Raw genomic sequence first — 24,103 nt, 5'->3', positions numbered from 1 at the left:
GTCATGAAAACGGTGTGTTGCGAAAAACCATTAGCGGCGCACCGGTCATTGAAAACAGCAGGAGAACGACATGAAACTCGCCATGTTCATGCAGCCACTTCATCACAAGGGCTGGGACTATCACGAGATGTACGATCAGGACATTGCTTGTGCTGTCCATGCCGATAGCGTCGGTTTTGATGAGCTTTGGGTCGGTGAACATACGTCACAGCGCACCGAGCCGATCACCAACGCGCTGCAATTTCTTTCCACGCTGATTCCGCTGACCCAGCGCATGAAATTGTGCACCGGCGTGCTGAATCTTCCGCATCATTTCCCGGCCCGTATCGCCGCAGATGCCGCGATGTTCGACCACATGTCCAAGGGGCGTTTCATCATGGGCATCGGCCCGGGTGGGCTGGCTTCCGACTTTGAGGTGTATGGCAGCAACGGTAAGGACCGTGGGCAGATGATGGTGGAGTGCTACGAGATGATCCGCGCGATCTGGAACTCGGGCGCACCCTATGATTTTACCTCGCCGCACTACCAGGTCAGCCTCAAGGACGCAGTGCATCATGAGCTGGAAATCGGCTACATGCCGACGCCATTCCAGAAGCCGTTTCCAAGGGTGGCAACCACGGCCATGAGTCCGTTTTCCGGCACCGCGAAGCTGGCGGGTGCCAAGGATTGGGATCTGATGTCGGCCAACTTCAACCCGACGGCCACCGTGGCTTCCCATTGGCAAGCTTATCTTCAGGGCGCAGAGAGTGCCGGGATCAAGGCCGATGCCAACAACTGGCGCGTGGCTCGCTCGGTATTTGTCGCCGACTCTCAGGCTCAGGCCGAGGACTATCTGGCACAAGAGAGCTGCACGTTGCGGCGCTATTTCGACTACATGATCGATAACTTGGCCACCAACCATTACACCAAGATCTTCAAGACCCGTCCCGACATGACGGACGAGGAAGTGACGGTCGATCACTGCATCAAGGAAATGGTGATTTACGGCGACGTGAACTCCGTCACCGAGCAACTGGTCGCGTTCAGTGAGCAGACCGGGCCGTTCGGCACCTTGATGACCACCTTCCATGAGTGGGACGACGAGGCGCTGTGGCGGCGCTCGATGCAACTCACCGCGCAGCAGGTCATGCCGCGCCTCAACGACTACATGACCCCACGATTGAAAGCGCAGTAATCGCCCGATTGCGTTGGGCTTGTGTGCGGCCGCATCGCGGATGCGGCCGAAACTTTGGTAATGCGCCTGGATACGACATATGACTGATTTGACAGACTTGCGCGAAAGCGCGGATCGCGGGTTTGAACTGACTGACAAAGAGTTGGCTCGGCTGCGGGAGAAAGCCCAGTTCATTCGCCTGGAAACCATCCGACTGATCGAGATCGCCAAAGTCGGCCACTACACCTCGGTATTTTCCGCCGCCGAGCTGTTCGCGGCGTTGTACTACGACGTGATGGACCTGCGATTCGCCGAGCCCAAATGGCCCGACCGCGACCGCTTCATGATGGGCAAGGGGCACGCGGCCGTCGGGCTGTTTCCAGTGTTGGTGGAGTGGGGCTTCTTTGCGAAAGAGATCCTCGACAATTACACGCGCCTGGGCAATCCGCTGGGCGATCATCCGGATATGCGCAAAGTGCCGGGTGTGGATTTCTCCTCCGGCTCCATTGGACATGCGCTATCCGGCGGACTGGGCATGGCCCTGGCCGGGCGGATGCTGGGCAAGTCGTTCACCACTTACGTGATGCTCGGCGACGGGGAAATGCAGGAAGGGCAAGTGTGGGAAGCCGCGCTGTCGGCCGCTCACCATAAAACCGCCAACCTGGTGGCGATCATCGATCGCAATGGCTTTCAGCTCGACGGCAATGTCGACGACGTCATCGGTATCGAGCCGTTGGCGGACAAGTGGGTTGCCTTCGGTTGGGAGACCCATGTGGTGGATGGCCATGATCTCGCGGCAGTCACCCGTCTGTTGCGCCGACTCAAGGCCGACACTGCCCGCACGCAACCGGTGTGCATCATCGCCAATACCGTCAAAGGCAAAGGGGTTTCCTATATGGAAACCGAGCCGGGTTGGCACCTGGGTTATCTCGACCCCGAAGATGCGCAACGTGCTATCGACGAAATCAAAAGCAAGGTGATTTAACTCATGAATACTGCACCTCTGTCGAACAACTCCTGGCAGTACCGGGAACTGAACAGTCAGACACCGAGCTTGAATGCCTTGTCGGATGCCTTGATCGAACTGGTCGAGCGGGGCGAACCGGTCGTTGCCGGTACCGCCGACCTGCAGTACTCCAACGGCCTGTCAAAATTCGCGGGTCTGCACCCTGAGCGATTCGTGCAGTTCGGCATTTCCGAGCAGAACATGGTGTCTGCCGCAGCCGGTATGGCGGCGGTGGGCATGAAGCCGTTCGTGGCGACCTTCGCTTCTTTCCTGCCGTTGCTGTGCTGTGAACAGATCCGCATGGACGTGGCGTATTCGGCGCTGCCAGTGCGTTTGATCGGCCACCACGCCGGGATCTCGCTAGGGTTCTACGGCACGTCGCACCACGCCACCGAAGACCTGGCGATCATGCGTTCGATTGCCGACATCACGGTGGTTGCTCCCGCCGATGGCAATCAACTCAAGGCGGCGATTCTGGCGTCGGCCAACTACCCGCAACCAATCTACTTCCGCATTCAGCGTGGGCGCGATCCGGTGGTGTACGAGACCGTTCCCGATTTTGTCTTCGGCAAGGCAACCGTGCACCTGACGGGTGAAGAACTGACCATCATCGCCACTGGCTCTACGGTTCATCCGGCCCTCGAAGCGGCAAGGGCCTTGAATGCAGCGGGGCGTTCGGTGGGCGTGATCGACATGACCACCATCAAACCGTTGGACCGCGAGGCGGTATTGACCGCCGCGCGCAACAGCCGGGCCATTCTGACCGTTGAAGAACACAACATCATTGGCGGTCTGGGCGGGGCTGTGTGTGAAGTGATCGCAGAGGAAGGCATAGGCGTCAAAGTGCGGCGTCATGGCATCTACGACGAATACAGCCTCATCGCGCCGCCGACTCACCTCTATCGACACTATCGGCTGGATGGACCGGGTATCGAAAGTGTAGCGCTTGAGGTGTTGGGTTAAGCCTTGATATCTGGGTCGCTGCCGATTTGAGCGACCGACAATCACGCAACAACGATTGTTCCCTTTAGGCTTTTTGAGCCTGACGTGCAACGAGGGTTTTCATGACGAAAACCCTGGTTGCACGTTTTTTTATGGGAGTGATTTTTCCGCGAGGGGCATTGCCCAGGGCATAAAAAAAGCTCACCGAAGTGAGCTTTCAATCTCTCTACACTCAGCGGTTATTACCATTGCACGCCGCTGTTTTCGATCCATTGCAAAATCGATTCGCGCTTTGGCTTCCAGCCCAGCAGCGCCCGGGCATTAACCGCGCGAACACGGCTGTTGGAGCCAATGGCGAAACGCGCCCAATCTCCGAGCAAGGCAATGGCTTCATCGGCCGGCCAGCTCTTGACTTCGCCGCCATAGCCAAGGGATTTGCTGATTGATGCAGCGATTTCGAGGAACGATGCCTCACCGTTTTCGGCGAAGAAAATCGAGGCCGATGGGGCCTTTTCGATTGCCAGCCGATACAGCTCAGCCAGATCTTCAATGTGCACGTTGGACCAGCGATGCACGCCGGCCCCCATGTAGGCGCCTGCATGATACTTGCGTGATTGCGCAAACAGTTTGGGCAATTGATCGCTTTTTGCCGGTAACCCCAATGACTCACCGTAAATCATGGTCGGGCAGAACACGATGCTGCGAATACCTTGTTCAACACCGGCACGACGCACAATCTGATTGATCTCGACCCGATCCTTGCGGATGTCCATGGGCGTGAAGGGGGTCTCGTCGGTGAAGATCTCGGCGCGCTCATAGGCACCGCGTGCATCATCACCTACCACGCTGGAACCGGAGGTATGCAGCAGCACTTTGCCGGTGCCGCTCAGGGCTGTGATAAAGGTCTGGACGGAGGCCAGGTGATCCGAATTGGCCGCGTTCACAACGGCGTCGGCAGCACGTGCCTGTTCGGTCAGGATAAAAGCGTCGTCCAGGGTGCCGAGTACCGGGGTAATGCCCAATGCCTGCAACGCTGCGCGCTGTTCCGGGTTACGCAGCAAACCGCTGACTTCATGGCCCGCATCCACCAGGTATTTGGCAATGGAACCGCCGATGTAACCCGTCACGCCAGTAACGAAAATTTTCAATGCTCTGTCTCCTTTCTTATCGTGAGTTCGCCGGGTCTTTACTCGAAAAAAGACGCAGCCATTCCTGGTCAAGGAATCCATTCACGATACGACGGGGTCCCTTTATGAGCTAGACTGCTCTAACTACAAGTATCTGTGAATACAGTTCATGCTAAACCTCAAGGACATTAATCGCTCTGGCGAGATGGAAGTTTTCACCCGTGTCGTCAATGCGGGCACCTTTTCCGAAGCCGCCCGGCGCCTGGACATGTCGCCCTCGGCGGTGAGCAAGTTGATCGCCCGTCTGGAGACGCGCCTGGGGGCGCGTTTACTTCATCGTTCAACACGGCGCCTGGAACTCACGGCTGAAGGTGAGCGATTCAACAATGAATGCCTGCGGATTCTTGAACTGATCGACTCCGCCGAGCGTGACATCGCCAATGTGACCAAACCTAGCGGGTTGATTCAGGTGAATGCCAACCTGCCTTTTGGTCTGCATTGCCTGCTACCGCAACTGCCTGATTTTCTCGCGGCTTACCCGGACATCAGTCTGAACGTGGAGCTGACCGACACGGTTGTGGACCTGATGGAGCGGCGCGCCGATGTCGCCATCCGTACCGGGCCGATGAGGGAGTCGAGCCTGGTTCAGCGTCGACTCGGTGAAAGCCGGATGATCACGGTGGCTTCACCAGCGTACATCGCACGATTCGGTCAACCGAAAAGCCTGGATGACCTGAAGCGACACAACCGGCTCAGTTTTGGTTTCCATCGTCATTCGCAAGCCTGGGTTTTTTCTGATGCGGATGGCCGCCGCATCGAAATTGAGCCCATGGGCAACGTGTTGCTCAGTGATGGCGAGAGCATGCGCCAATCCGCGCTGGCTGGATTGGGGATCGCCAGGCTGGCGAGCTTTCACATCAATGCCGATATCGAGTCTGGACGCCTGGTACCCCTGCTGGAGGAATACAACAGTGGTGAAACCGAGGCGATTCATGCGGTGTTTATCGGCCCGGGACAACAACTGCCCCATCGCGTCCGAGTATTTATCGATTTTCTGCTGGAGCGGATCGGACCTCATCTCACCTCTTGATCGCAGCAGGTCAAGTGTTCACTTTCAAATTTACCCTGAAACTGTGTTCACCAACCCTTGAAAGACATCATCCCGAGCCTGGGGCATGATTTCGCGCATAACAACAAACAAGGCGGCTTTCATGGATTATCAATTGGCTGGAAAAACCGCACTCATCACAGGCGGGGCGACAGGCATTGGCAAGGCCATCGCCCAACGCTTCGTCCTCGAAGGTGCAAATGTCGTCATCAGCGGGCTTGTGGCAGACGAAGTGAAAGCGGCTGTTGAAGAACTGGGCGATCGCAGTAAGGGCCTGGTGGCCGATCTGACGGAAGAGGGCGCGGCGCAGCGCCTGGTCAGCATGGCCCTTGAGTCCGGCCCAATCGACTTCCTGATCAACAATGTCGGGATATTCGAGGTCAGGGATTTCTTCGAAACGGACGATGCCCAGTGGTTTCATTACTTCAACGTCAATGTCATGAGCGGTGTGCGCATGACGCGTCTCGTCATGAAGGACATGCTCGATCGCGGTCATGGGTCGATCGTCTTTATCAGCAGTGAATCCGCCGTCAAGCCACAGCCGTGGATGGTGCATTACGGTGCGATGAAAACCTGCCTGCTGGGTGTTTCAAGAGCTTTGGCTGAGTTGACCAAGGGCACCGCTGTGCGCGTCAACTCGATACTCCCCGGGCCGACCTACACCGATGCGGTCAAGCGCTACCACCAGGAAATAGCGCAAGAGAAGGGCATCTCGGCGCAACAGGTGGTGCACGATTATTTTGACGAAACCGAACCCACCTCCCTGATCAGACGCATGATCGAGCCCGACGAGGTGGCCTGCAGCGTTTTGCACCTGGCCGCCTCACCGGCGCTCAACGGCATGGCCATGCGTATTGAGGGTGGCACCATACGTTCGATTCTCTAAGCCCCGGGCCTCGAACATCGCCATCATCGCGGGAGGCCGCTGCCATCGGGGAGCGGTCGTGAAGATATGGCATTTCTCCCGCGAGTTTTGCGCCCGGTTCAACATCTGCCCGCGGCAGTATCAGAGTGAGACAAGGGCGTAAGCTGGTGTGCTTTTCGGCCGACAGTACGCAACCAGATAGCAATCTTCAGAACAATCGAGCACCAGTGTTGTCCTCATTTTAAACAACTGATCCCTAGAACTTTTCTCAATTTACCGGTCTATGTGGATAGGCACATCCGACTGGTAAACGCGACATTGCAGACATCCTGCAGCCAGTTGGCAACACGACAAATAGTCAATCAGAGGTTGTCTTCGCTCATGAGATTCCATTACCCCCGGATGGTACTCTTCGGCCTGTTCGCGTTCGCAACAGTGGGCACGGCATCCGCCACACAAATGAAAACCTCAGCCCCTGATTTAGCAGCTGAAGTTTCAGCCGTTCAGACTCCTGTCCAGGTCGCTGAGAGTCCTTGGCCAACCGTTGCCGGCATGACTGGCACACCAACCGAAACCTTGCTTGCCCATGACGATCGCTACTGGCGTGACGGCCGTTGGCACGACCGCAGGGATGATTGGCGACGTGACGATTGGCGTAGAGAGCAGTGGCGTAGAGAGCAGGCCCGCCGAGAAGCGGAACGCCATCGTGATTGGGAGCGCCATCATGATCGAGCGATGCGTCATCGTTACGAGGATGATCGCCGTTACTATCGTCGATAAGCACGGCAGTCTGAAGTACCTTGCGTAAGCCGAAAAGCTATCCACAAAAGGCGTGGGTATTCCTGTGGATAGTACGCCAGGAGGCACAGGCCATAAGGCCTGTAGTACGTTGGTTATAATCTGCGCAAACGCACTGGTGTCGGGCAAGCGGCAACGACAAGCCTGCCAAATGAAGCTACCCAGCGTGACAAAGCTAGGGCGTAAAGCCCTAGCAAGTCGCAGTTGTCACTTCTTCTTTTTCGCCGGCTTTTCTGCCTTGTCTGATTTCTTGGCCTTCTCTGGCTTGCTATCAGCTTTTTTTGCAGATTTTTTTGGTTCGGCATCTTTTTTCTTGTCTTTCTTATCGGGAGATTTCGAAAGAGCCGACGCCGCGGCTGATTTCTTCGTCGATGATGACTTTTTGTCTTTCAAATCCTTGCCGGTCTTTGAAGACTCACCTTTGCTTTTTTTGTCGTCTTTAGCCACGTTGACCACCTCTCGGAGTACGCCTGTATAGGCCACAAGCCTGTGGAATTATCCAACAGCTGATCATTAGGCGAACGCATCCAAGAGCGGTTCAAATTTTTTGATGCGTGGAGATGGCTTGAATGAACTTCATTTTTTGCATTTTTATCGACGTTCGGCCCAGTGCATCACGCAGCCAGGTACCCGCTTTACCCGAGCGCAAACTTGAAGACCAGACCAGGTCGACGCCCACTTTCCAGTCAGTGCACGGGTAAGCCTCCAGCTGCAGTTCCACAAACTCCCCATTGCGACCCAATGCCTGCATTAATTGCCTGGGCACTGTCGCCCAGCCCATGCCAGCGCGCAGCATGTCCATCAAGGTCAAATAGCTTTCGACGCGCCAATGGTTGGGCGAGTTGAGGTATTCGCTGGTGGGCAATCGGTCCTGGAAGGGCAGGTAGATCAACTGACGGTAGTTGCTTAACTGGTTGAAGCTGACCGTGGGCATACCGGCCAGCGGATGGTCGCGGCAGGCGACGTTGCTAAAAGTGATACTGCCCAGGCGTATGAACTGCAGGTTCCTCGGGTAATGGGTGCGCGTGCACATCACCCCAAACAAGACCTTTTTTTCTTCAATCATCGCCAGGGCGTCCTGCCCGGAAGGGTGAAGCACGGTCAGATCAACATGGGTGAAGCGCCGGGAAAATTCTTCCAGCACAGGCGCGAGAGATGCATAGGGAATCGCCTCGTCGATGCTGATTACCAACTCGGTCTCTAACTCCTCCGCCAGGCTGCTGGCACGATTTTCCATGTTGAAACACTGGCCCAGGATGGCCTCGGCATCACGCAATAAAGCCCGGCCTTCATTGGTCAGTTGCGGATAGCGCTGGCTGCGGTCGAACAGGGTGATCCCAAGATCGATTTCCAGATTGCCCACGGAAATGCTCACCGCGGATTGCGACTTGCCCAGTTTGCGTGCCGCCGCCGAAAACGAGCGCTCGCTGACCACCGCTGAAAATGCCGCCAATTGCTCGAGGGACAACCTCATCGCTGCTCCATTAAAAAAATCAATAGGACCCATTTTTACAACGGGTACGGTCAGGCGCATGTTGGCTGCGCGCTACCCATAACCACAATAACTATTTAACTCATCACTGCCTCGACAACACTTTCAGGAGAGGACACATGACCCATAGCGTGCACCCAGTCGATCAGCGCTTGCCATTGATACAAACGGCGGTACTCGGTTTCCAGCATGTGCTGGTGATGTATTCGGCGTGCATCATCGTGCCACTGATTCTCGGCGCGGCACTCAGGCTTCCCAAAGACCAGTTGACCCTCATCATCAATGCCGACCTGTTTGCGGCGGGCCTGGCCACGCTCTTGCAGTGCGCGGGTAACCGATTCTTCGGCATCAAGCTACCGATCATGATGGGCGTGACCTTCGCCTCAGTCACGCCGATGATTGCCATCGCCCTGACCCCCGGCATCGGCCTGCCGGGTGTGTATGGCGCGATCATCGCGTCGGGGCTGTTCGGTCTGCTGTTCGCGCCGGTTATGGGCCGGCTCATGCGCTATTTCCCGCCGGTGGTGACCGGCACTGTCCTGCTGGTGATCGGCATCAGCCTGATGCGCGTCGGCATCGACTGGTCCGCAGGGGGCCAACCGACCTTGGCTAATGGCGGACCCAACCCGGATTACGGCAATCCGGTCTACCTGGCGATCTCTTTGGCCCAGTTGCTGTTGATCCTGGGACTCAACCGTTTTGCCAAAGGCTTCATTGCCAATATCGCGGTTTTACTGGGTGTCTTGGTCGGCTTCGTCATTGCCTTCATTCGCGGCGATATCGTTCTTGATGGCATTGCGCAAACCCCCTGGTTCTCCACCATCACCCCCTTTGCCTTTGGCCTGCCAACGTTCGATGCCGTGGCAGTGATTTCCATGTGCATGGTGATGCTGGTGACCATGGTCGAGTCGACCGGAATGTTCCTGGCGCTGGGCAACATGGTTGGCCGGCCGACTACTCGGGAGCGCCTGGTGCGCGGCCTGCGGGCCGATGGCATGGGCGCCGTCGTCGGCGGCGTATTCAACGCATTTCCCTACACCTCGTTCTCCCAGAACATCGGCCTGATCACCATGACCGGGGTCAAGAGCCGCTACGTGTGTATGGCCGGTGCGCTGATCCTCATCGGCCTCGGGCTCTTCCCCAAGCTGGCCTATGTCGTCGCCTCCACACCGCAATATGTGCTCGGCGCCGCCGGCATGGTGATGTTCGGCATGGTCACGCTGATGGGCGTACGCATTCTCGCTACCGTCGACTTCGAGCAGTCGCGTTACAACCTGCTGATCGCCGCCACCAGCGTCGGCATCGGCATGATCCCTATGGTCTCCCCGCTGTACTTTCACCACCTGCCCCAATGGAGCCGGGTGTTCACCGAAAGCGGAATCATCCTCACCGTCGTCACGGCGCTGATCCTCAACCTCGTGTTCAACGGCCCGACCCCGCTTGAAGAAGCCGAGGCCGATGCAGCCCGTTCCGCGGTACTGGGCGAAAGCTGATACCCATCCTTCAAACAACACTCAATAAAAGGTCAAAGCATGATGATCAGCGAACTCCTGCGAGCAGACGTAGTGCTCACCATGGACGCCCACAACACCGTCATCGAAGATGGCGCCGTATTGATCACCGACGGCGTGATTGCCGAGGTCGGATCGGCGAGCGAACTGCTCGCCCGGCATCCCCTGACCAAGGTCCGGCGCCTGACCGACCGGCTGCTGATGCCCGGCCTGGTCAACACGCATTGCCACTCCGGCATCCTTCGCGGCACCGCGGAAGGGCTACCGGTGTGGGACTGGCTGCAGCAGTACATCGACCCCATGCACCGCGTCCTGCTCCCTGCCGAAGCGCGCCTGGCGTCCATGCTTTGCTATAGCGAAGCCCTGTTATCCGGCACCACGACCATCGTCGATATGTGGCGCTACATGCACGGCAGCGCCGAAGCGGCCAATGAGCTAGGGATACGCGCCGTGCTGGTGCCCTATGTGGCCGAGCACCCGGACCACGACTATTTCGAGACCCTGGATAGCAACGAAGCCTTGATCGAAAGCTGGCACGGCGCAGCCAATGGTCGCATCAACGTGTGGGTCGGCCTGGAGCACCTGTTCTATGCCGTGCCCAAGGCCTGGAAGCGCATCGCCGATATCTGCAAGGCCAATCAGGTGGGCTTCCATACCCACAGCAATGAAAGCCGCTTCGACGTCGAAGAAACCTTGCGACGTTACGGCATCAGACCGGTGCAGGCCCTGGAAAAATTTGGCCTGCTCGACGCCAGAAAGGTGTTGCTGGCCCACTGCGTCTGGGTCGACGACGGCGAAATCGCATTGATGGCCGAGCGCAACGTGGGCGTGGCTCACAACCCGGTCAGCAACATGAAGCTGGCGTCCGGTGCCGCCCCGGTGGAAAAACTGCTGGCGGCGGGTGTCGCCGTGGGCCTGGGCACCGACGGCGAAAAGGAAAACAACAACCTGGACATGTTCGAGGAAATGAAAGTCTCATCCCTGCTCGCCAAATTCGCCAGCCTCAACGCCGCCGCCCTCGACGCCTGGTCGGTGTGCCGGATGGCAACCATCGACGGCGCTCGCGCCCTGGGCATGGACAAGCAGATAGGCTCTTTGGAAAAGGGCAAGGCAGCGGACATCATCGCGGTACGCGTCGACACGCCAAGAATGACCCCGCTGATCACCAAGGGGCCGCTGGCCAACCTTCATCACAACCTGGTCCATGCCGTTCAGGGTGGCGATGTCGACATGACCATGGTGGCGGGGCGAGTGCTGGTTGAAAACGGCCAACTGAAAAACGCCGAATTGGACATGTTGATTACAGAGGTCAACGTCAGTGCTCCCGCCTTGTTTGCCCGACGTAAAATCTGGCTGGAGCAAGCCGGCGTATCAGTCAATGAGCTTGGTCGAGTGGCTGCTTCATAAGGCGTATCTCTGCGATGCAGGGAAGGGGCGGGTCCACAGACTCCGCCCATTTCCTGACCGTGGGAAGCATTTCTGTAGGCGCTGGCACGCTCGGTTGGTGGCTTGGACCGCCTGGCAGAAAGGGCTCGCCGTGGGCCGAACGATCAGCTCGCTTACATCCACATCCCCTCGAAACAACAGGGTTTGGGTATGGCGAATGATCTTTTGTTTTGCAGCCGCTGGAAATGAGAGGGCGTAACCAACACTGCCGCGCTATTCGATTCGCGGATGCTGCTGCACGAGATGCTCGCGTTTAGCTTCCAGCTCGGCAATTTCTTTGTCGATGTCCTCTATCTTCTGCTCGATGTTGTCGTGATGTTCCTGAAGCAATTCGTGGGCTTCCTCAATGTCGGAAGCCGCCGGCGCTGCACCACGCAATGGTTTGTTCGCTGTTTCTTTCATCGTCACGCCGGTAATCAGCCCCACCACGGCTATCACCATCAGGTAGTAGGCCGGCATGTACAGATCTTCCGTGCTTTCCACCAGCCAGGCTACGGCGGCGGGGGTAAGACCCGCGATCAACACCGAGACATTGAAGGCGCTGGCCAGGGCGCTGTAGCGGATGTGTGTGGGGAACATCGCCGGAAGTGTGGAAGCCATTACGCCGATGAAAAAGTTGAGCAGCACTGCCAACACAAGTAAACCGGAAAAGATCAGGCCGATCTTGCCACTGGTGATCAACATGAAGGCTGGGATGGCGAGGAAGAACAAACCGACGCTGCCGAAGATAATGAAGGGGCGGCGGCCAATCTTGTCGCTAATGAGCCCGATTACCGGCTGGACGAACAACATGCCGACCATGATCGCGATGATGATCAACACGCCGTGATTTTCGCTGTAATGCAAGTTGTGTGTCAGGTAGCTCGGCATGTAGGTGAGCAGCATGTAGTAGGTGACGTTAGTGGCCACCACTACGCCAATGCAGGTCATCAGACTGCGCCAATGCTGGGTGGCCACCTCCTTGAAAGAGACTTTCGGGCCTGTGGCAAGGCCTTCGCGATCACCCTGTTCCAGTTGCTCGACATGCTGTTGGAACGCCGGTGTCTCCTCCAGTGCGTGACGCAGGTAGAGCCCGATCATGCCCAGGGGCAGAGCGAGGAAGAACGGCAGGCGCCAGCCCCATGCCTCAAACTGCTCTTCGCCGAGAATGGTGGAAATCAGCACGACAAGACCTGCGCCGAAGACGAAGCCGGCGATAGAACCAAAATCCAGCCAGCTGCCAAGGAAACCGCGCTTGCGATCTGGAGCATATTCGGCGACGAAGATCGAGGCGCCGGTGTATTCACCCCCCACTGAAAAACCTTGGGCCATTTTTGCGAGCAATAGAAGAATCGGCGCCCAGATGCCAATCGAGGCATACGACGGAATCAGCCCGATGGCGAAGGTGCTTAGAGACATGATGACGATGGTGGCAGCCAGAACTTTCTGCCGACCATACTTATCGCCCAACGTACCGAAAAACAAACCGCCTAGAGGCCTGATCAGGAAGGGAACGGAGAAGGTGGCCAACGCCGCAATCATCTGCACGCCGGGATCGGCGCCGGGGAAAAATACCTTGCCGAGAACGTAGGCAACAAAACCATAGACGCCGAAATCGAACCACTCCATCGCGTTGCCGAGTGCAGCGGCGGTGATCGCCTTACGCATTTTTGCGTCGTCGACGATGGTGATGTCTTCCAATCCGATCGGATTGACGGCTTTCTCAGCTGATTTCATGCGAGCCACTCTATAACTGATCTGTCCGGATGCACCCCATTGAGCTGCGATGTGGCGGAGGCCAGACGAGCCTGCTTTACCGATGCCATCTTTTTGATAGCACGGCTTCTTTCTTGATCAGATACAGGAGCGCACGAAAAAATTCACATCTCGGCGTTTTATTTCTAGCAGTAACGGCTGTCAACGCGACTGCTCGAACCGCAACAAACCCCCGGATGCCGGTGCGCTTGGTCAGCATTGTTGAGTCACACTCATCGGTGCATCAACCGCAAAGCCGGTAGTTGAATGTAGAGACATGAATTAGGTTGGTCACAACTCTATTCATTCAGTAAGGAGCTACCGATGCGCCAAAGAGCATCCATGCCCGCAGTTGCCCTGATGGCCGCCGTCGCATTCAACGCCTGCGCTGCCGATGCCTCCTCTGCGCAATCCATGACTATCGTGAGAAATGGTGAGCAGGCATCAGTCATCGGTGCTCCCACTAATTTCGTGGGCAATGTACGAATTGACCCTCTCTTCGCCGCACGGACACCGTCGAAAGTCTCGGCAGGGTATGTGACCTTTCAACCAGGGGCGCGATCGATGTGGCATACCCACCCGCTGGGTCAAATGTTGGTGGTCACGACGGGAACCGGATGGGTTCAACAAGAGGGCGCCGACAAACAGGTTATCAAGCCTGGAGACGTGATCTGGACTCCCCCGGGCGTCAAGCATTGGCATGGCGCAACGAGTACAACCGGCGTGACTCACATGGCCATTCAAGAGGCGCTTGACGGCAAGAACGTCGAGTGGCTTGAGCCTGTCACCGAAGCGCAGTACGGCGCTTCTTTATGATTATTCGCAAATTTGCAGTAGCAAGCTTAGCCATCTGCTTGTCTGCCTGCGCTGCCCCGAAAGGGGCAATGACCAAGGAAATTCCTCACATGGCAACTTCAGCCGATATTCGTGCTACTTCACCCGTAATGGCTCACAACGCCGACCACCTGCTTCTTGGTGAGGTGTGGAAACGTTCAGAGTTGTCTCCCCGCGATCGAAGCCTGGCGACGGTGGCCGTCCTGATTGCAAGAGGTCAGACAGCCGAGCTGGCCGCTCACCTGGATCTGGCGCTGGAGAATGGTGTGACGCCTTTGGAGTTATCCGAAGCAATCAACCATCTCGCGTTTTATTCAGGTTGGGGTAATGCCGCTGGAGCGGCTCCGATTGCCAAAGAGGTCTTTAACAAGCACGGGATAGGGTCTGATCAACTGGCGCCGGTGTCGCCCGTCCTGCTGCCGATCAATCAGGCTGCTGAAGACGCACGCGTTGCGGCTGTCGACAAATCCGTTGGCCCGGTTTCGCCCGGTTTGGTGCAATACACCACCAGCGCGTTATTCAACGATCTGTGGCTGCGACCGGGTCTTGCGCCCCGAGACCGCAGCCTGATTACGGTCACGACGCTAGTGGCAAACGGTCAGGTTGCCCAGATCGGTTACCACCTCAACCGTGCGATGGACAATGGCCTGACGCAAACCGAGGCCTCCGAATTGCTGTCACACCTCGCTTTTTATGCGGGCTGGCCTAACGCATTTTCGGCGGTGCCGGTATTTGGCGATGTCTTCAGCAAGCGGCAGGAGAGCTGAAGTTGTTAGGGAAGTGGCCCCAGGGGTTCCAGTTCGCGGATGAGGTCAATGAGGAGGCGAAGGCCCACAGGAACCTGTCTGAAGCTTGAGTAGTAGATGTGAAAACCGGGGTCGTGGTGAGTCCAGTCCTCGAGGACTCGCCGCAGGGAGCCTTCCGCGATCTGGCGCTCGACTACCCACGCCGGAACATACATTAAACCGGCACCGCGCATCGCCATCGCTACACCGACGCGGGTCTCATCGATCGTGATGGGGCCAGGTGCATCTAACTCCAGCTGTTGACCCTCTTTCGTGAATTGCCAATGGTAGATGCGGGCATTACCCAGCCGCACGCGCAAGCAACGATGTTGGTATAGATCTTCTGGATGTTTCGGGGTACCGAATCGCTCAAGGTAATCAGTCGTTCCGACGACTGCCCAGGCCACATCGGGAGAGAGCCGCTGAGCGATCATGTCTTCGGGAATCGTCCCACCGAAACGAATTCCCGCATCATGCCCGTCGCCGATAACATCGACCATTCGATTGGTGACGGTGAGGTCGACCTCAATGTCCGGATAGCGATCAACAAAAACCGGCAGCACGGGGCCCAGCAGCAGTTTTGCACCGTCGCTCAAGACGTTCAGGCGGATACGCCCGGCGGGCTCATCACGTAACCGGTTAAGGGTCTCCAGCGCTTGCCCGATGTCATTCACCGGAGCGCTGATGAGGCCTTGCAACTCCTCGCCAGCGGCCGTGAGCGTCACACTTCGGGTGGTGCGATTGAGCAGTCGAACGCCAAGCCGCGCCTCCAGTCCTTTCATGGCGTGGCTCAGCGCGGACGCACTGATTCCCACTTCAAGACCCGCCTTTCTGAAGCTTTGATGCCGAGCGATGGCGAGGAAATAAACAATATCTGCCAGGTTCGTGCGGCTGAGTTGCATTGATGACTCCGAAGCTAAGAGCGGTAAGGTCAGCCCACGGCGGGCAAGTGGTCAATCAGCTTATCGAGCGTAATGGGATAATCGCGAACCCTTATGCCGGTAGCGTTATAGACAGCGTTGGCAATCGCCGCTGCTGCTCCGGAAATACCAAGCTCGCCGACACCTTTAGCTTTAAGCGGCGTTGCATAGGGGTCTACTTCATCGAGGAAAATGACCTCCTGATGAGGGATATCGGCATGCACCGGTACTTCGTAGCCGGCCAGATCGTGATTGACGAAAAAACCCAGGCGATGATCCACAATCATTTCTTCCATAACGGCGCCAATTGAACTTGAGGCAGGTGTAATAAAGCGTCATGAAAAAGACAATCTTGGCCTTCAGCCGAGTCTCACCCAGCATGCTAGAGCCTTACGCAGATAAGTACGACATCGTCATCATGAGCCCAGAGATGGGTGACATGGATGCTCAGTTTGAAGCGGCCCTTCCCAACGCTCATGGACTGATCGGTGGGAATCGTCGTCTGGGTGAAGTTGAGCTGGCGTCGGCTAAAAACCTTGAGATCATCTCCAGCATTTCGGTGGGTTACGATAACTATGACCTCAGCTATCTCAATAGCAGAGGGATCATGTTGACCAATACACCAGATGTGCTGAACGAAACCACTGCTGATCTCGCTTTTGCCCTGATCCTCGCGACAGCGAGACGTATCCCAGAGCTTGATGATTGGACAAAAGATGGGAATTGGTCAAAAACAATCGACGCCTCCCATTTTGGATGTGATGTGCATGGAAAGACCTTGGGCATTATCGGCCTGGGCAAAATCGGAGAGGCCATCGCCCGCAGGGGACGTTTCGGCTTCGGCATGAATATCTTGTACAGCGGCAAAACTCGTAAACCACAGCTGGAGGAAGAGCTCGGTGCAAGATTTGTCCCGCAGGAACAGCTATTAAGCGAGTCTGATTTCGTCTGTCCGGTCGTGCCATTGACCGCAGAGACGAGAAACCTCATCGGCCAAAAAGAGCTGGCGCTGATCGGGGCAGAGGGCATTTTGATCAACGTTTCTCGTGGTCCGGTGGTTGATCAGGACGCGCTCATCCAAGCGCTTGAGGAAAAGACGATTCGGGGGGCTGGCCTGGATGTCTACGTAAAAGAGCCATTAACAGATTCCAGGCTTTTTAAGCTGAAAAACGTCGTTACGGTCCCTCACATTGGCTCGGCAACAAGTGATACCCGCGACGCAATGGCCAAGCGTGCCTTGGACAACTTGCTGATGGGGCTCGAAGGTCAGTGGCCTCGCGATCTCGTTAATTCGCAAGCGTTACGTCAGTGATTACCGAATCGCTGACGTGGGATCGCGGCAAAGAGATGGCTGACCTTAAGCGCTTTACGGTGGCTACCGACATAAAGGTCTATTTTGCGATCCTCATCGTCCTTGGCAACGGGGATCGAACGAGAACACCAACGGGTTGTTAAGGCAGTACTTCCCGAAAGGGACCGACCTTGCGGATCACTCGCAAGCCACGCTCAATGAAGTCGCAAGGCAGCTAAATAGCCGCCCTCGGAAAACACTAGACTACGAAACACCCGCTGAACGATTTAGCCATTCTGTTGCATCGACCGGTTGAATCCACAGCCGAAAGCGGCCATTTGTGAATGCATGCTTTCGGCCAGGTCATGTAGACGCTAATCACTCGATAACAAGTTACTTTGCTTCCCTCCTCAACGACTGTGGAGTTACTCCCAGCTTACGAATGAAGACTTCACGCAAATGGCGCCTGTCGCGAAAGCCTGTCTCCCTTGCGATAATTTCCAGCGAGTGATGTCCTCGCTCCACCATGTTCCTTGCGGTCTCAATTCGAAGCTTTTCGACGGCCTTGGCCGGAGACAGGCCGGTTTCCGAATAGAAGATGCGACTGAACTGTCGCTCACTGAGATGCGCGACTTTGGCCAGATTTTCTACGGTCAAGGCACCGGAAAGGTTCGAACGAGCGTAATCCAGCGTGACTTGTATGCGATCCGATCTTGGCGCAATTTCGAGCATCTGGGAATGTTGCGACTGACCGCCTGATCTACGGTGATACATGACCAGAACGCGAGCCACCTTGTTGGCTATTGCCTCCCCTAGGTCTTTCTCGATGATACCCAAAGCCAAATCCATCGCCGCTGAAAGCCCGGCTGACGTCCAGATCGAACCGTCGTTGATGAAAATATGATCTGACTCTACCCGAGTGTTCGGAAATTGCGCCTTGAGGAGCTCGGCATAGGCCCAATGTGTCGTGACACGACGGCCTTCGAGCAGGCCTGCCTGGGCCAATACGAATGCCCCGGTACAAAGACCAGCAGTGCGTCGCGCTCCACCGGCGGTGGCTTTGACGAACTTCAATTCATCATCAGAGGTCTTGTGAGCCGACGGATCGACGATGCCGGAGACCATCCAGGTATCAGCTAGTGTTTCTGAGCTGGCCTGCTGCGTTTTGACCGTAGCGCCGACAGACGACCTGATCTCGCCGCCGAGTATGGAATAGTTGGTGATCTGGTAGATTTCTTCCTTGGCCACCACGTTAGCGAATTCGAATACAGACTGAGTTCCAAGCGCCATCACCTGGAAACCATCCGTCAAGAAATAGCCGATCCGATGCATGTCTGTTTCCCCGCACCATGTCCGAAAACACGACCATAAATGTCGTTTCAATTCAAGTCAACGCAATGCAATATTGGTGACACCTGTAGCGCATAAAGCCGGATGTAATGATGTTAAATCCAATATTCTGGATGCTAATTCATCCGGACCAATGGCACGGATTTTCTTCGAACTTATTTAACTGTTGCCAGGTTATTTAGTTGGAGTATTGGTCCAATCTTGTCCGCGCTCGCCTATTTAATTTAAATAAATCACCCCCCCCCCACACCAATAGTGTTGTGAGAACCCTATATCGCCATAATCAATAGTTGGCCAAGTTGTTGAGCGTCTTCTGAAGTCACCAGAACTCTAAAGCAACTCCATTGGAAAGTTACGACATGAATAAACAATTCCTCAGTGCACAAGCCGTCACACAATTCATAGACATCAATGGCAGACATCTCGCTTATCGCACCTTTGGCAGCGGCACACCTCTGGTTCTGTGCGTGAGATTCCGGGGCACGATGGAGTCTTGGGACCCGCTCTTCCTCAACAGCCTTGTTGAACAGGGTTTCCAGGTCACGATTTTTGACTACAGCGGTTTGGGAAAGTCCACTGGCGAACGCACTTACAACCCTGCTTCGCTGGCCAAAGACGCCATTGAACTCATCACTGCCTTGAAGCTGGGGAAGGTGATCATCGGGGGTTGGTCACTTGGGGGTATTGCTGCGCAGATCGTTTTGGCACAAGCGCCGCAATTGGTCAGCCATGTCGTGCTGCTCGCAACGACGCCGCCGGGGAGTCTGGTCAAGCCTGGTGAGGCCATGTTCTATGAAATGGCGAAGCGCGAAAACGACTTTGAGGACTTCACCAGGCTGTTTTTCGAGCCCGACTCCGCGTCGTCAAGAGCCAGCGCCGAACGCTCTTGGCAGCGTTTGAGCATCGTCAGGGAGGATGCAAGCCCCGAGGTGCCCCCTTCGTGGGCCGGAGAACAACTCGGCGACGCTCCAAAGAATCCCATGTTCCCGGCAGACGCGGTGCTGCAGGTGCTGAAGTCCACCCCCATCCCGGTATTGCACTTGGGCGCGGATCACGACATCGTCTTCCCGGTTGAAAACTGGTACAGCCTCAGCGATCAACTTCCAACGTTGCATCTCGTCACCTTCCCGAGTGCCGGTCACGGTCCACACTTGCAGCACCCGAGTGCAGCCGCACGGCACATCGCTGCGTTCGTCAGCACCAGCGTCGAGGAAGACCAATGAGCGATCTGATCGATCTGGCCATCCGTGCCGCCGGCGGTCTGGAGCGATTCAAGTCTTTCCAGCGCCTTTCAGCCACCTTGCACCACAGCGGAGGCCTTTGGGCGCTCAAGCAGTGCGACGGTGTACTCAGCCATTCGCGTGTGACCGTCCAACTTCACCAACAGCGGGTCTCCCACGGACCGTTCGCACCCAGCAGCGATTATTCGGTTTACACACCGTCGCGTGTCGAGGTCCTTCACGAGGATGGCAGTCTTGCCGAAGCGCTCGAAGAACCGCGTGCGTCCTTCGACAGTTTCGAGATGGAGACACCTTGGTCGCGCACCCAACTGGCTTACTTCGCCGGCTACACCATGTGGACCTACCTGACTTCGCCCTTCTTGCTTCGCCACGCGGGTGTTCGCGCCGAAGAGATTGAGCCTTGGTACGTCGACGGATTGCCATGGCGTCGTCTGCGTGTCGAATTCGCTCCCGAGATCGCCAGCCACAGCGCGGTGCAGACGTTCTATTTCGATAGCGATGGGTTGCTCCGCCGTCATGACTATGAGGTCGACATTCAGGGGCGCAACGCTGCGGTCCGTTACCTCAGTGACTACACCGAAGTGCAAGGCCTGCGCATGCCGACGCGCTTTCGCATCTATCCACGCACCGGCGATAACCTCGCCGTCGCCGAGCCCCTCATCGTTGGCGTGGATCTCTCCGATTTCCGATTCGAATAACAGGTGATTCATGACAACTCGTACAACATACCGTGCCGTAGTAGCAACCGCCCCCGGACAACTGCAACTGATTGAACGTCAGATCCCCACGCCGACTCCCGGACAGGTGCGCATCCGGGTCGAGGCTTGTGGTGTCTGTCATTCCGACAGCGCGACGGTAGAGAATTTGACCGGCGCAATCAGCTACCCCCGCGTTCCTGGCCACGAAGTCGTCGGGCGAATCGAGGCGTTGGGTGCAGGCGTCGACGGCTGGCAGATCGGGCAGCGTGTCGGGGTTGGCTTTCTCGGCGGCGAAGACGGCAGTTGCCCGTCCTGCCGTCAGGGTGACGGGATCAACTGTCATAACCCGGTGATCACGGGCATGAACGTCGACGGCGGTTATGCCGAAATCATGCTGGCCGAGGCCCGGGGTCTGGTGCGGATACCGGAAGAACTGGAGGCTGCCGAGGCCGCCCCGTTGCTTTGCGCCGGGTTGACCACCTTCAATGCGTTACGCAACTCCAACGCTCGAGCCGGCGACGTGGTGGCCATCCATGGGCTCGGTGGTTTGGGTCATCTGGGGGTGCAGTTCGCCCGAAAAATGGGCTTCTATACCGTGGCGATCGCACGCGGCGCCGACAAGGCCGAGCAAGCCCTGGCCTTGGGCGCTCATCGGTACATCGACGCTACCGAAGAAAATGTCACCGACGTGCTGCGCTCCCTCGGTGGCGCCAAAGTGGTACTGGGCACCGCACCCACGGGGCAAGGAATGGCGCAGACCGTACCAGGGTTGACGCCTCGCGGACAGTTGATTGTCGTCGCGGTGCCGGGTGACCCCATCACCCTGAATGCAACCGACCTGATCTTCGGTGCTCGCTCTGTGGTCGGTGCCCTGACCGGCAGTGTGCCAGACAACGAGCAGACGCTGGCTTTCGCCAGCCTGCAGAACATCCGCCCATTGATCGAAACCTTCTCCCTCGATCAGGCGCAAGAAGCTTATGACCGGATGATGCGAGCCGATGTGCGTTTGCGTGCGGTTTTAGTCATGTCCCCGGATAAAGCGTAATCGTCCGATTCCCGTTATTAAGGAGAACAGCCATGAAAGCGATAGCCTACGATCAGGCGGGATTGTCCATTAACGATCCGCAATCCCTCTACGATATCGAACTGCCCGTACCTCAGCCGGGGGCGCATGACTTGCTGGTAAAAATCCAGGCCATTTCGGTGAATCCTGTCGATAGCAAATTGCGCCTGAGCATGCCGACCGACGGACCACGCGTATTGGGCTGGGACGCCGTCGGAAAAGTCGAGGCAGTCGGCGCTGAAGTCAGTCTGTTCAAGGTCGGCGATGAAGTCTGGTACGCCGGCGACATCACACGTGCAGGCAGTTATGCCGAATACGGTCTGGTCGATGAGCGTATCGTCGGCCACCGCCCATCATCGATTCCTGCGGCTCACGCGGCTGCTTTGCCACTGACCAGCATCACCGCTTGGGAGCTGTTGTTTGATCGCCTGAAGATCGAACAAGGCACTGGCAACGGGCAAAGCCTGCTGGTGATCGGGGCCGGTGGTGGGGTGGGTTCGATTCTCGTGCAACTGGCACGCCAACTGACAGCACTGACCATTATCGGCACCGCCTCGCGACAGGCCACCAAAGAGTGGGTCAGCGAACTGGGCGCGCATTTCGTGATTGATCACCGCGAGCCGCTGCATCCTCAACTAAATGCGCTGGGGCTGGGCGAGGTCGATCATGTGATCAGCCTGACCCATACCGAGACCTACTACGAGCAACTCATCGGTTTGATCAAGCCAGAAGGCAATCTCGCGCTGATCGACGATCCGGCGTCATTGGATGCAATGCCGCTCAAGCGCAAGTCGATCTCGCTTCATTGGGAGTTCATGTTCACGCGCTCGATGTACCGTACGAAAGCGATGTTCAAACAGCATCAGTTGCTGAATCGAGTGGCTGAACTGCTCGACAGCGGGGTGTTGAAAACCACGTTGGGCGAAAACTTCGGAACCATCAATGCTGAAAACCTTCGACGCGCTCATGCCCTGATCGAAAGCGGCAAATCCAAAGGCAAGATCGTTCTGGAAGGCTTCTAATCCAACCGGTCACCGGTTACCCAAGAGATTGATCAATGACACACTTCACTGCAATTCCGACGGATCAGGCCAGCGGCGCTACCGCTGAGGTCTACACGAATATCAAGCAGGCGTTGGGCAGAATCCCTAACGCTTACGCAACACTGGCAACCCTTGCGCCTGAAGCGCTGAAGTCGATGCTGGCCGCCGATAGAGTTTTGGCGGGCGGACCACTGAGCAAACCCGATCAGGAAACGATCAAGCTGGTGCTCAGTGAACTGTCCGGCTGTGACTACTGCGTTGCGGCCCATAGCATGGTCGGAAAAATGGTGGGACTGTCCGCCAGCACAATGCGTCAGATACGTGCCGGCCAGTCCACCGGGGATACCCGGAGAGACACGTTGGTTGCTTTCACGCGCAGCCTGACACTCAATCCTGGAACCGTTGCGCAGTCGCAGGTGCAGTCGCTTCAGGAGGCTGGATACGGTGGTGAGGAGATCGTTCACATTGGCCTGGCAATCTCCGTGATTACTTTTACCAACGTCTTCAATCGCATCAACGAGACTGTTGTCGATTTTCCTGAGCCAGCGTGAGGTTTAAGCCGTTTCAGAGATGACCGGGGCATCTATTGTTCGGGGTCTAAAGCGGTTGTTCTCGAACGACTGCTTTTGGCCGATCTCTGCCGGTCATGTCTCCACGAATCTTGCTGGTCAATTACGGTGCACATGACTGGTCAGGTCGAATGCAAATGGGGGGCAAGTCGGTGCAGTTACCCCCCACTTGCTGGAAAATTTCCATGGAACGGCGGGTGAAAGCAATTGCGCGGCTACCTTCACAGACTTGCTGTTGAGCGGCCAGAACAGTGCTTCTGGTACCGTAGCGCGCCAGTTCGAGCGACCCACAATCGCAACGGCCGAGCGCTCATACGCCGACGCCACGGCCACTCGCGGATATTGCAGTTTTTCTGAAAGCCCTGCGCCGTCAGCGCATCACTCATCCTGACGGCGGGTGTAATGCAACAGCCGGTCTGTCTCTGTCTTGACCACCAGGTAGCACTCGCAGCTGAGCCTTTCGAGGCTGGCCCTGTCCAGTACCGTGATCTGTCCCCGGCTGTACTCGATGACACCTTGGCGCTGTAGTTTACCGGCCGCTTCGGTGACGCCTTCGCGGCGTACGCCCAGCATGTTTGCAATCAGTTCCTGGGTCATGTTCAGACGGTTACTGTGTAGGCGGTCCAGCGACAATAGTAGCCATCGACATAGTTGCTGATCGATCGAATGATGGCGATTGCACAGGGCGGTCTGTGACATTTGCGTGATCAGTGCCTGGGTGTAACGCAGCATCAGCAGGAGCAGATCGCCGTGACGGTTGAACTCTTTCTTGAGCTTTTGCCCGGGCAGACGAAACGCAATACCGGCACTCTGCACCACCGCACGACTGGAGGTGCTTTCACCCCCCATAAACAGGGCGATGCCAATCAAACCTTCGTTGCCGACCACGGCGATTTCCGCGGATGAGCCGTTTTCCGTGACATGCAGCAGCGAAACGATGGCGTCGGTCGGGAAGTAAACGTGCCGCAGCGTATCCCCCGGTTCATACAGCACATCCCCCAGCCCCAGGGTGACCTGCTCCAGATGCGGAACAAGGCGCTGAAGGTCGTCGGCCGGGAGGGCCGCCAGCAGGTGATTGTGGCTTGGCTGGGGTGAGGCGGACATGAGCAGAGCACCGTGGCGGAAGG

Annotated in this window: 23 protein-coding genes and 2 pseudogenes; 17 read left to right on the top strand and 8 right to left on the bottom strand. The window is 56.9% G+C overall.

Features of this window, described 5'->3' with window-relative positions; all coding sequences use genetic code 11:
• The first annotated feature begins 70 nt into the window (after positions 1–70).
• The 3 genes from KVG88_RS17795 (at position 71) to KVG88_RS17785 (ending at position 3,122) form a co-directional block, all read left to right on the top strand.
• Entirely contained in the window at positions 71–1,174 is a 1,104-nt protein-coding gene (locus KVG88_RS17795; RefSeq protein WP_217872174.1) for an LLM class flavin-dependent oxidoreductase, read from the top strand.
• A 79-nt stretch (positions 1,175–1,253) separates the two neighbouring features.
• Positions 1,254–2,138, top strand: a complete 885-nt coding sequence (locus KVG88_RS17790; protein WP_217872172.1) for a transketolase — start codon at positions 1,254–1,256, stop codon at positions 2,136–2,138.
• Positions 2,139–2,141: 3 nt separating this feature from the next.
• Entirely contained in the window at positions 2,142–3,122 is a 981-nt protein-coding gene (locus KVG88_RS17785; protein WP_217872170.1) for a transketolase family protein, read from the top strand.
• Between the two features lie 221 nt (positions 3,123–3,343).
• On the opposite strand, the gene KVG88_RS17780 is transcribed toward KVG88_RS17785, so the two are convergent.
• Complete coding sequence (locus tag KVG88_RS17780) at positions 3,344–4,249, bottom strand: NAD-dependent epimerase/dehydratase family protein (RefSeq protein WP_217872169.1); 906 nt, start codon at positions 4,247–4,249, stop codon at positions 3,344–3,346.
• Between the two features lie 148 nt (positions 4,250–4,397).
• On the opposite strand from KVG88_RS17780, the gene KVG88_RS17775 reads away from it, so the two are divergent.
• From KVG88_RS17775 to KVG88_RS31355, 3 genes are all read left to right on the top strand, one after another.
• The gene (locus KVG88_RS17775; RefSeq protein WP_217872168.1) at positions 4,398–5,318 is read left to right on the top strand and encodes a LysR family transcriptional regulator; all 921 of its coding nucleotides are present in this window, start codon (positions 4,398–4,400) and stop codon (positions 5,316–5,318) included.
• A gap of 121 nt (positions 5,319–5,439) precedes the next feature.
• Complete coding sequence (locus KVG88_RS17770; protein ID WP_217872167.1) at positions 5,440–6,222, top strand: SDR family NAD(P)-dependent oxidoreductase; 783 nt, start codon at positions 5,440–5,442, stop codon at positions 6,220–6,222.
• 360 nt (positions 6,223–6,582) lie between these two features.
• Positions 6,583–6,981 (top strand): hypothetical protein, encoded by a 399-nt coding sequence (locus KVG88_RS31355; RefSeq protein ID WP_225934057.1) that lies wholly within the window; start codon positions 6,583–6,585, stop codon positions 6,979–6,981.
• Between the two features lie 225 nt (positions 6,982–7,206).
• On the opposite strand, the gene KVG88_RS17760 is transcribed toward KVG88_RS31355, so the two are convergent.
• Together KVG88_RS17760 and KVG88_RS17755 are read right to left on the bottom strand one after the other, a co-directional pair.
• Positions 7,207–7,455: a hypothetical protein gene (locus KVG88_RS17760; protein ID WP_217872490.1), complete on the bottom strand. Its 249-nt coding sequence runs from the start codon at positions 7,453–7,455 to the stop codon at positions 7,207–7,209.
• Between the two features lie 82 nt (positions 7,456–7,537).
• Positions 7,538–8,533, bottom strand: a complete 996-nt coding sequence (locus KVG88_RS17755; protein WP_224792325.1) for a LysR family transcriptional regulator — start codon at positions 8,531–8,533, stop codon at positions 7,538–7,540.
• Positions 8,534–8,610: 77 nt separating this feature from the next.
• Here KVG88_RS17755 and KVG88_RS17750 point away from each other — a divergent pair, with 77 nt between their 5' ends.
• Together KVG88_RS17750 and KVG88_RS17745 are read left to right on the top strand one after the other, a co-directional pair.
• On the top strand, positions 8,611–9,984 hold the full coding sequence (locus tag KVG88_RS17750) for a nucleobase:cation symporter-2 family protein (RefSeq protein WP_217872163.1): 1,374 nt from the start codon (positions 8,611–8,613) through the stop codon (positions 9,982–9,984).
• Between the two features lie 42 nt (positions 9,985–10,026).
• Complete coding sequence (locus KVG88_RS17745; RefSeq protein ID WP_217872161.1) at positions 10,027–11,409, top strand: amidohydrolase family protein; 1,383 nt, start codon at positions 10,027–10,029, stop codon at positions 11,407–11,409.
• Positions 11,410–11,661: 252 nt separating this feature from the next.
• On the opposite strand, the gene proP is transcribed toward KVG88_RS17745, so the two are convergent.
• A complete protein-coding gene (gene proP / locus KVG88_RS17740; RefSeq protein ID WP_150700736.1) occupies positions 11,662–13,164 on the bottom strand; it encodes a glycine betaine/L-proline transporter ProP in 1,503 nt (500 codons plus the stop codon).
• 342 nt (positions 13,165–13,506) lie between these two features.
• On the opposite strand from proP, the gene KVG88_RS17735 reads away from it, so the two are divergent.
• On the top strand, positions 13,507–13,998 hold the full coding sequence (locus tag KVG88_RS17735; RefSeq protein WP_217872160.1) for a (R)-mandelonitrile lyase: 492 nt from the start codon (positions 13,507–13,509) through the stop codon (positions 13,996–13,998).
• Positions 13,995–14,783, top strand: a complete 789-nt coding sequence (locus KVG88_RS17730; protein WP_217872159.1) for a carboxymuconolactone decarboxylase family protein — start codon at positions 13,995–13,997, stop codon at positions 14,781–14,783. The genes KVG88_RS17735 and KVG88_RS17730 overlap by 4 nt, the downstream gene beginning before the upstream one ends.
• Positions 14,784–14,788: 5 nt before the next feature.
• Here KVG88_RS17730 and KVG88_RS17725 read toward each other — a convergent pair whose 3' ends face one another.
• Complete coding sequence (locus KVG88_RS17725; protein WP_217872157.1) at positions 14,789–15,703, bottom strand: LysR family transcriptional regulator; 915 nt, start codon at positions 15,701–15,703, stop codon at positions 14,789–14,791.
• Positions 15,704–15,732: 29 nt separating this feature from the next.
• Positions 15,733–16,023: pseudogene (locus KVG88_RS17720) on the bottom strand (xanthine dehydrogenase family protein molybdopterin-binding subunit); the annotation flags it as partial.
• Between the two features lie 35 nt (positions 16,024–16,058).
• Between KVG88_RS17720 and KVG88_RS17715 the strand changes: the two are divergent.
• Both KVG88_RS17715 and KVG88_RS17710 read left to right on the top strand, forming a co-directional pair.
• The gene (locus KVG88_RS17715) at positions 16,059–17,033 is read left to right on the top strand and encodes a 2-hydroxyacid dehydrogenase (protein ID WP_217872156.1); all 975 of its coding nucleotides are present in this window, start codon (positions 16,059–16,061) and stop codon (positions 17,031–17,033) included.
• A 5-nt stretch (positions 17,034–17,038) separates the two neighbouring features.
• Positions 17,039–17,328 (top strand): annotated as a pseudogene (locus KVG88_RS17710) (IS30 family transposase); the annotation flags it as partial.
• A gap of 77 nt (positions 17,329–17,405) precedes the next feature.
• Here the strand turns inward: KVG88_RS17710 and KVG88_RS17705 are convergent.
• Entirely contained in the window at positions 17,406–18,344 is a 939-nt protein-coding gene (locus tag KVG88_RS17705; RefSeq protein ID WP_217872155.1) for a GlxA family transcriptional regulator, read from the bottom strand.
• 377 nt (positions 18,345–18,721) lie between these two features.
• Here KVG88_RS17705 and KVG88_RS17700 point away from each other — a divergent pair, with 377 nt between their 5' ends.
• From KVG88_RS17700 to KVG88_RS17680, 5 genes are read left to right on the top strand one after another with little or no spacing between them, the layout of a single operon-like run.
• A complete protein-coding gene (locus KVG88_RS17700) occupies positions 18,722–19,585 on the top strand; it encodes an alpha/beta fold hydrolase (RefSeq protein ID WP_217872153.1) in 864 nt (287 codons plus the stop codon).
• A complete protein-coding gene (locus KVG88_RS17695) occupies positions 19,582–20,301 on the top strand; it encodes a hypothetical protein (RefSeq protein ID WP_217872152.1) in 720 nt (239 codons plus the stop codon). Before KVG88_RS17700 ends, KVG88_RS17695 begins: the two co-directional genes overlap by 4 nt.
• Before the next feature lie 10 nt (positions 20,302–20,311).
• A complete protein-coding gene (locus KVG88_RS17690; protein ID WP_217872151.1) occupies positions 20,312–21,346 on the top strand; it encodes an alcohol dehydrogenase catalytic domain-containing protein in 1,035 nt (344 codons plus the stop codon).
• Between the two features lie 32 nt (positions 21,347–21,378).
• Positions 21,379–22,386 carry a zinc-binding alcohol dehydrogenase family protein gene (locus tag KVG88_RS17685; protein WP_217872150.1) on the top strand — a complete coding sequence of 336 codons (1,008 nt, stop codon included), beginning with the start codon at positions 21,379–21,381 and terminating at the stop codon, positions 22,384–22,386.
• 35 nt (positions 22,387–22,421) lie between these two features.
• Positions 22,422–22,958 (top strand): carboxymuconolactone decarboxylase family protein, encoded by a 537-nt coding sequence (locus tag KVG88_RS17680; RefSeq protein WP_217872149.1) that lies wholly within the window; start codon positions 22,422–22,424, stop codon positions 22,956–22,958.
• A gap of 396 nt (positions 22,959–23,354) precedes the next feature.
• Here KVG88_RS17680 and KVG88_RS17675 read toward each other — a convergent pair whose 3' ends face one another.
• The gene (locus KVG88_RS17675) at positions 23,355–24,080 is read right to left on the bottom strand and encodes a Crp/Fnr family transcriptional regulator (RefSeq protein WP_217872148.1); all 726 of its coding nucleotides are present in this window, start codon (positions 24,078–24,080) and stop codon (positions 23,355–23,357) included.
• Between the last annotated feature and the right edge of the window lie 23 nt (positions 24,081–24,103).

Source organism: Pseudomonas azerbaijanoccidentalis (genome assembly GCF_019145495.1).
GTDB lineage: Bacteria > Pseudomonadota > Gammaproteobacteria > Pseudomonadales > Pseudomonadaceae > Aquipseudomonas > Aquipseudomonas azerbaijanoccidentalis.
This window is presented reverse-complemented; position numbering and strand designations above follow the sequence as displayed.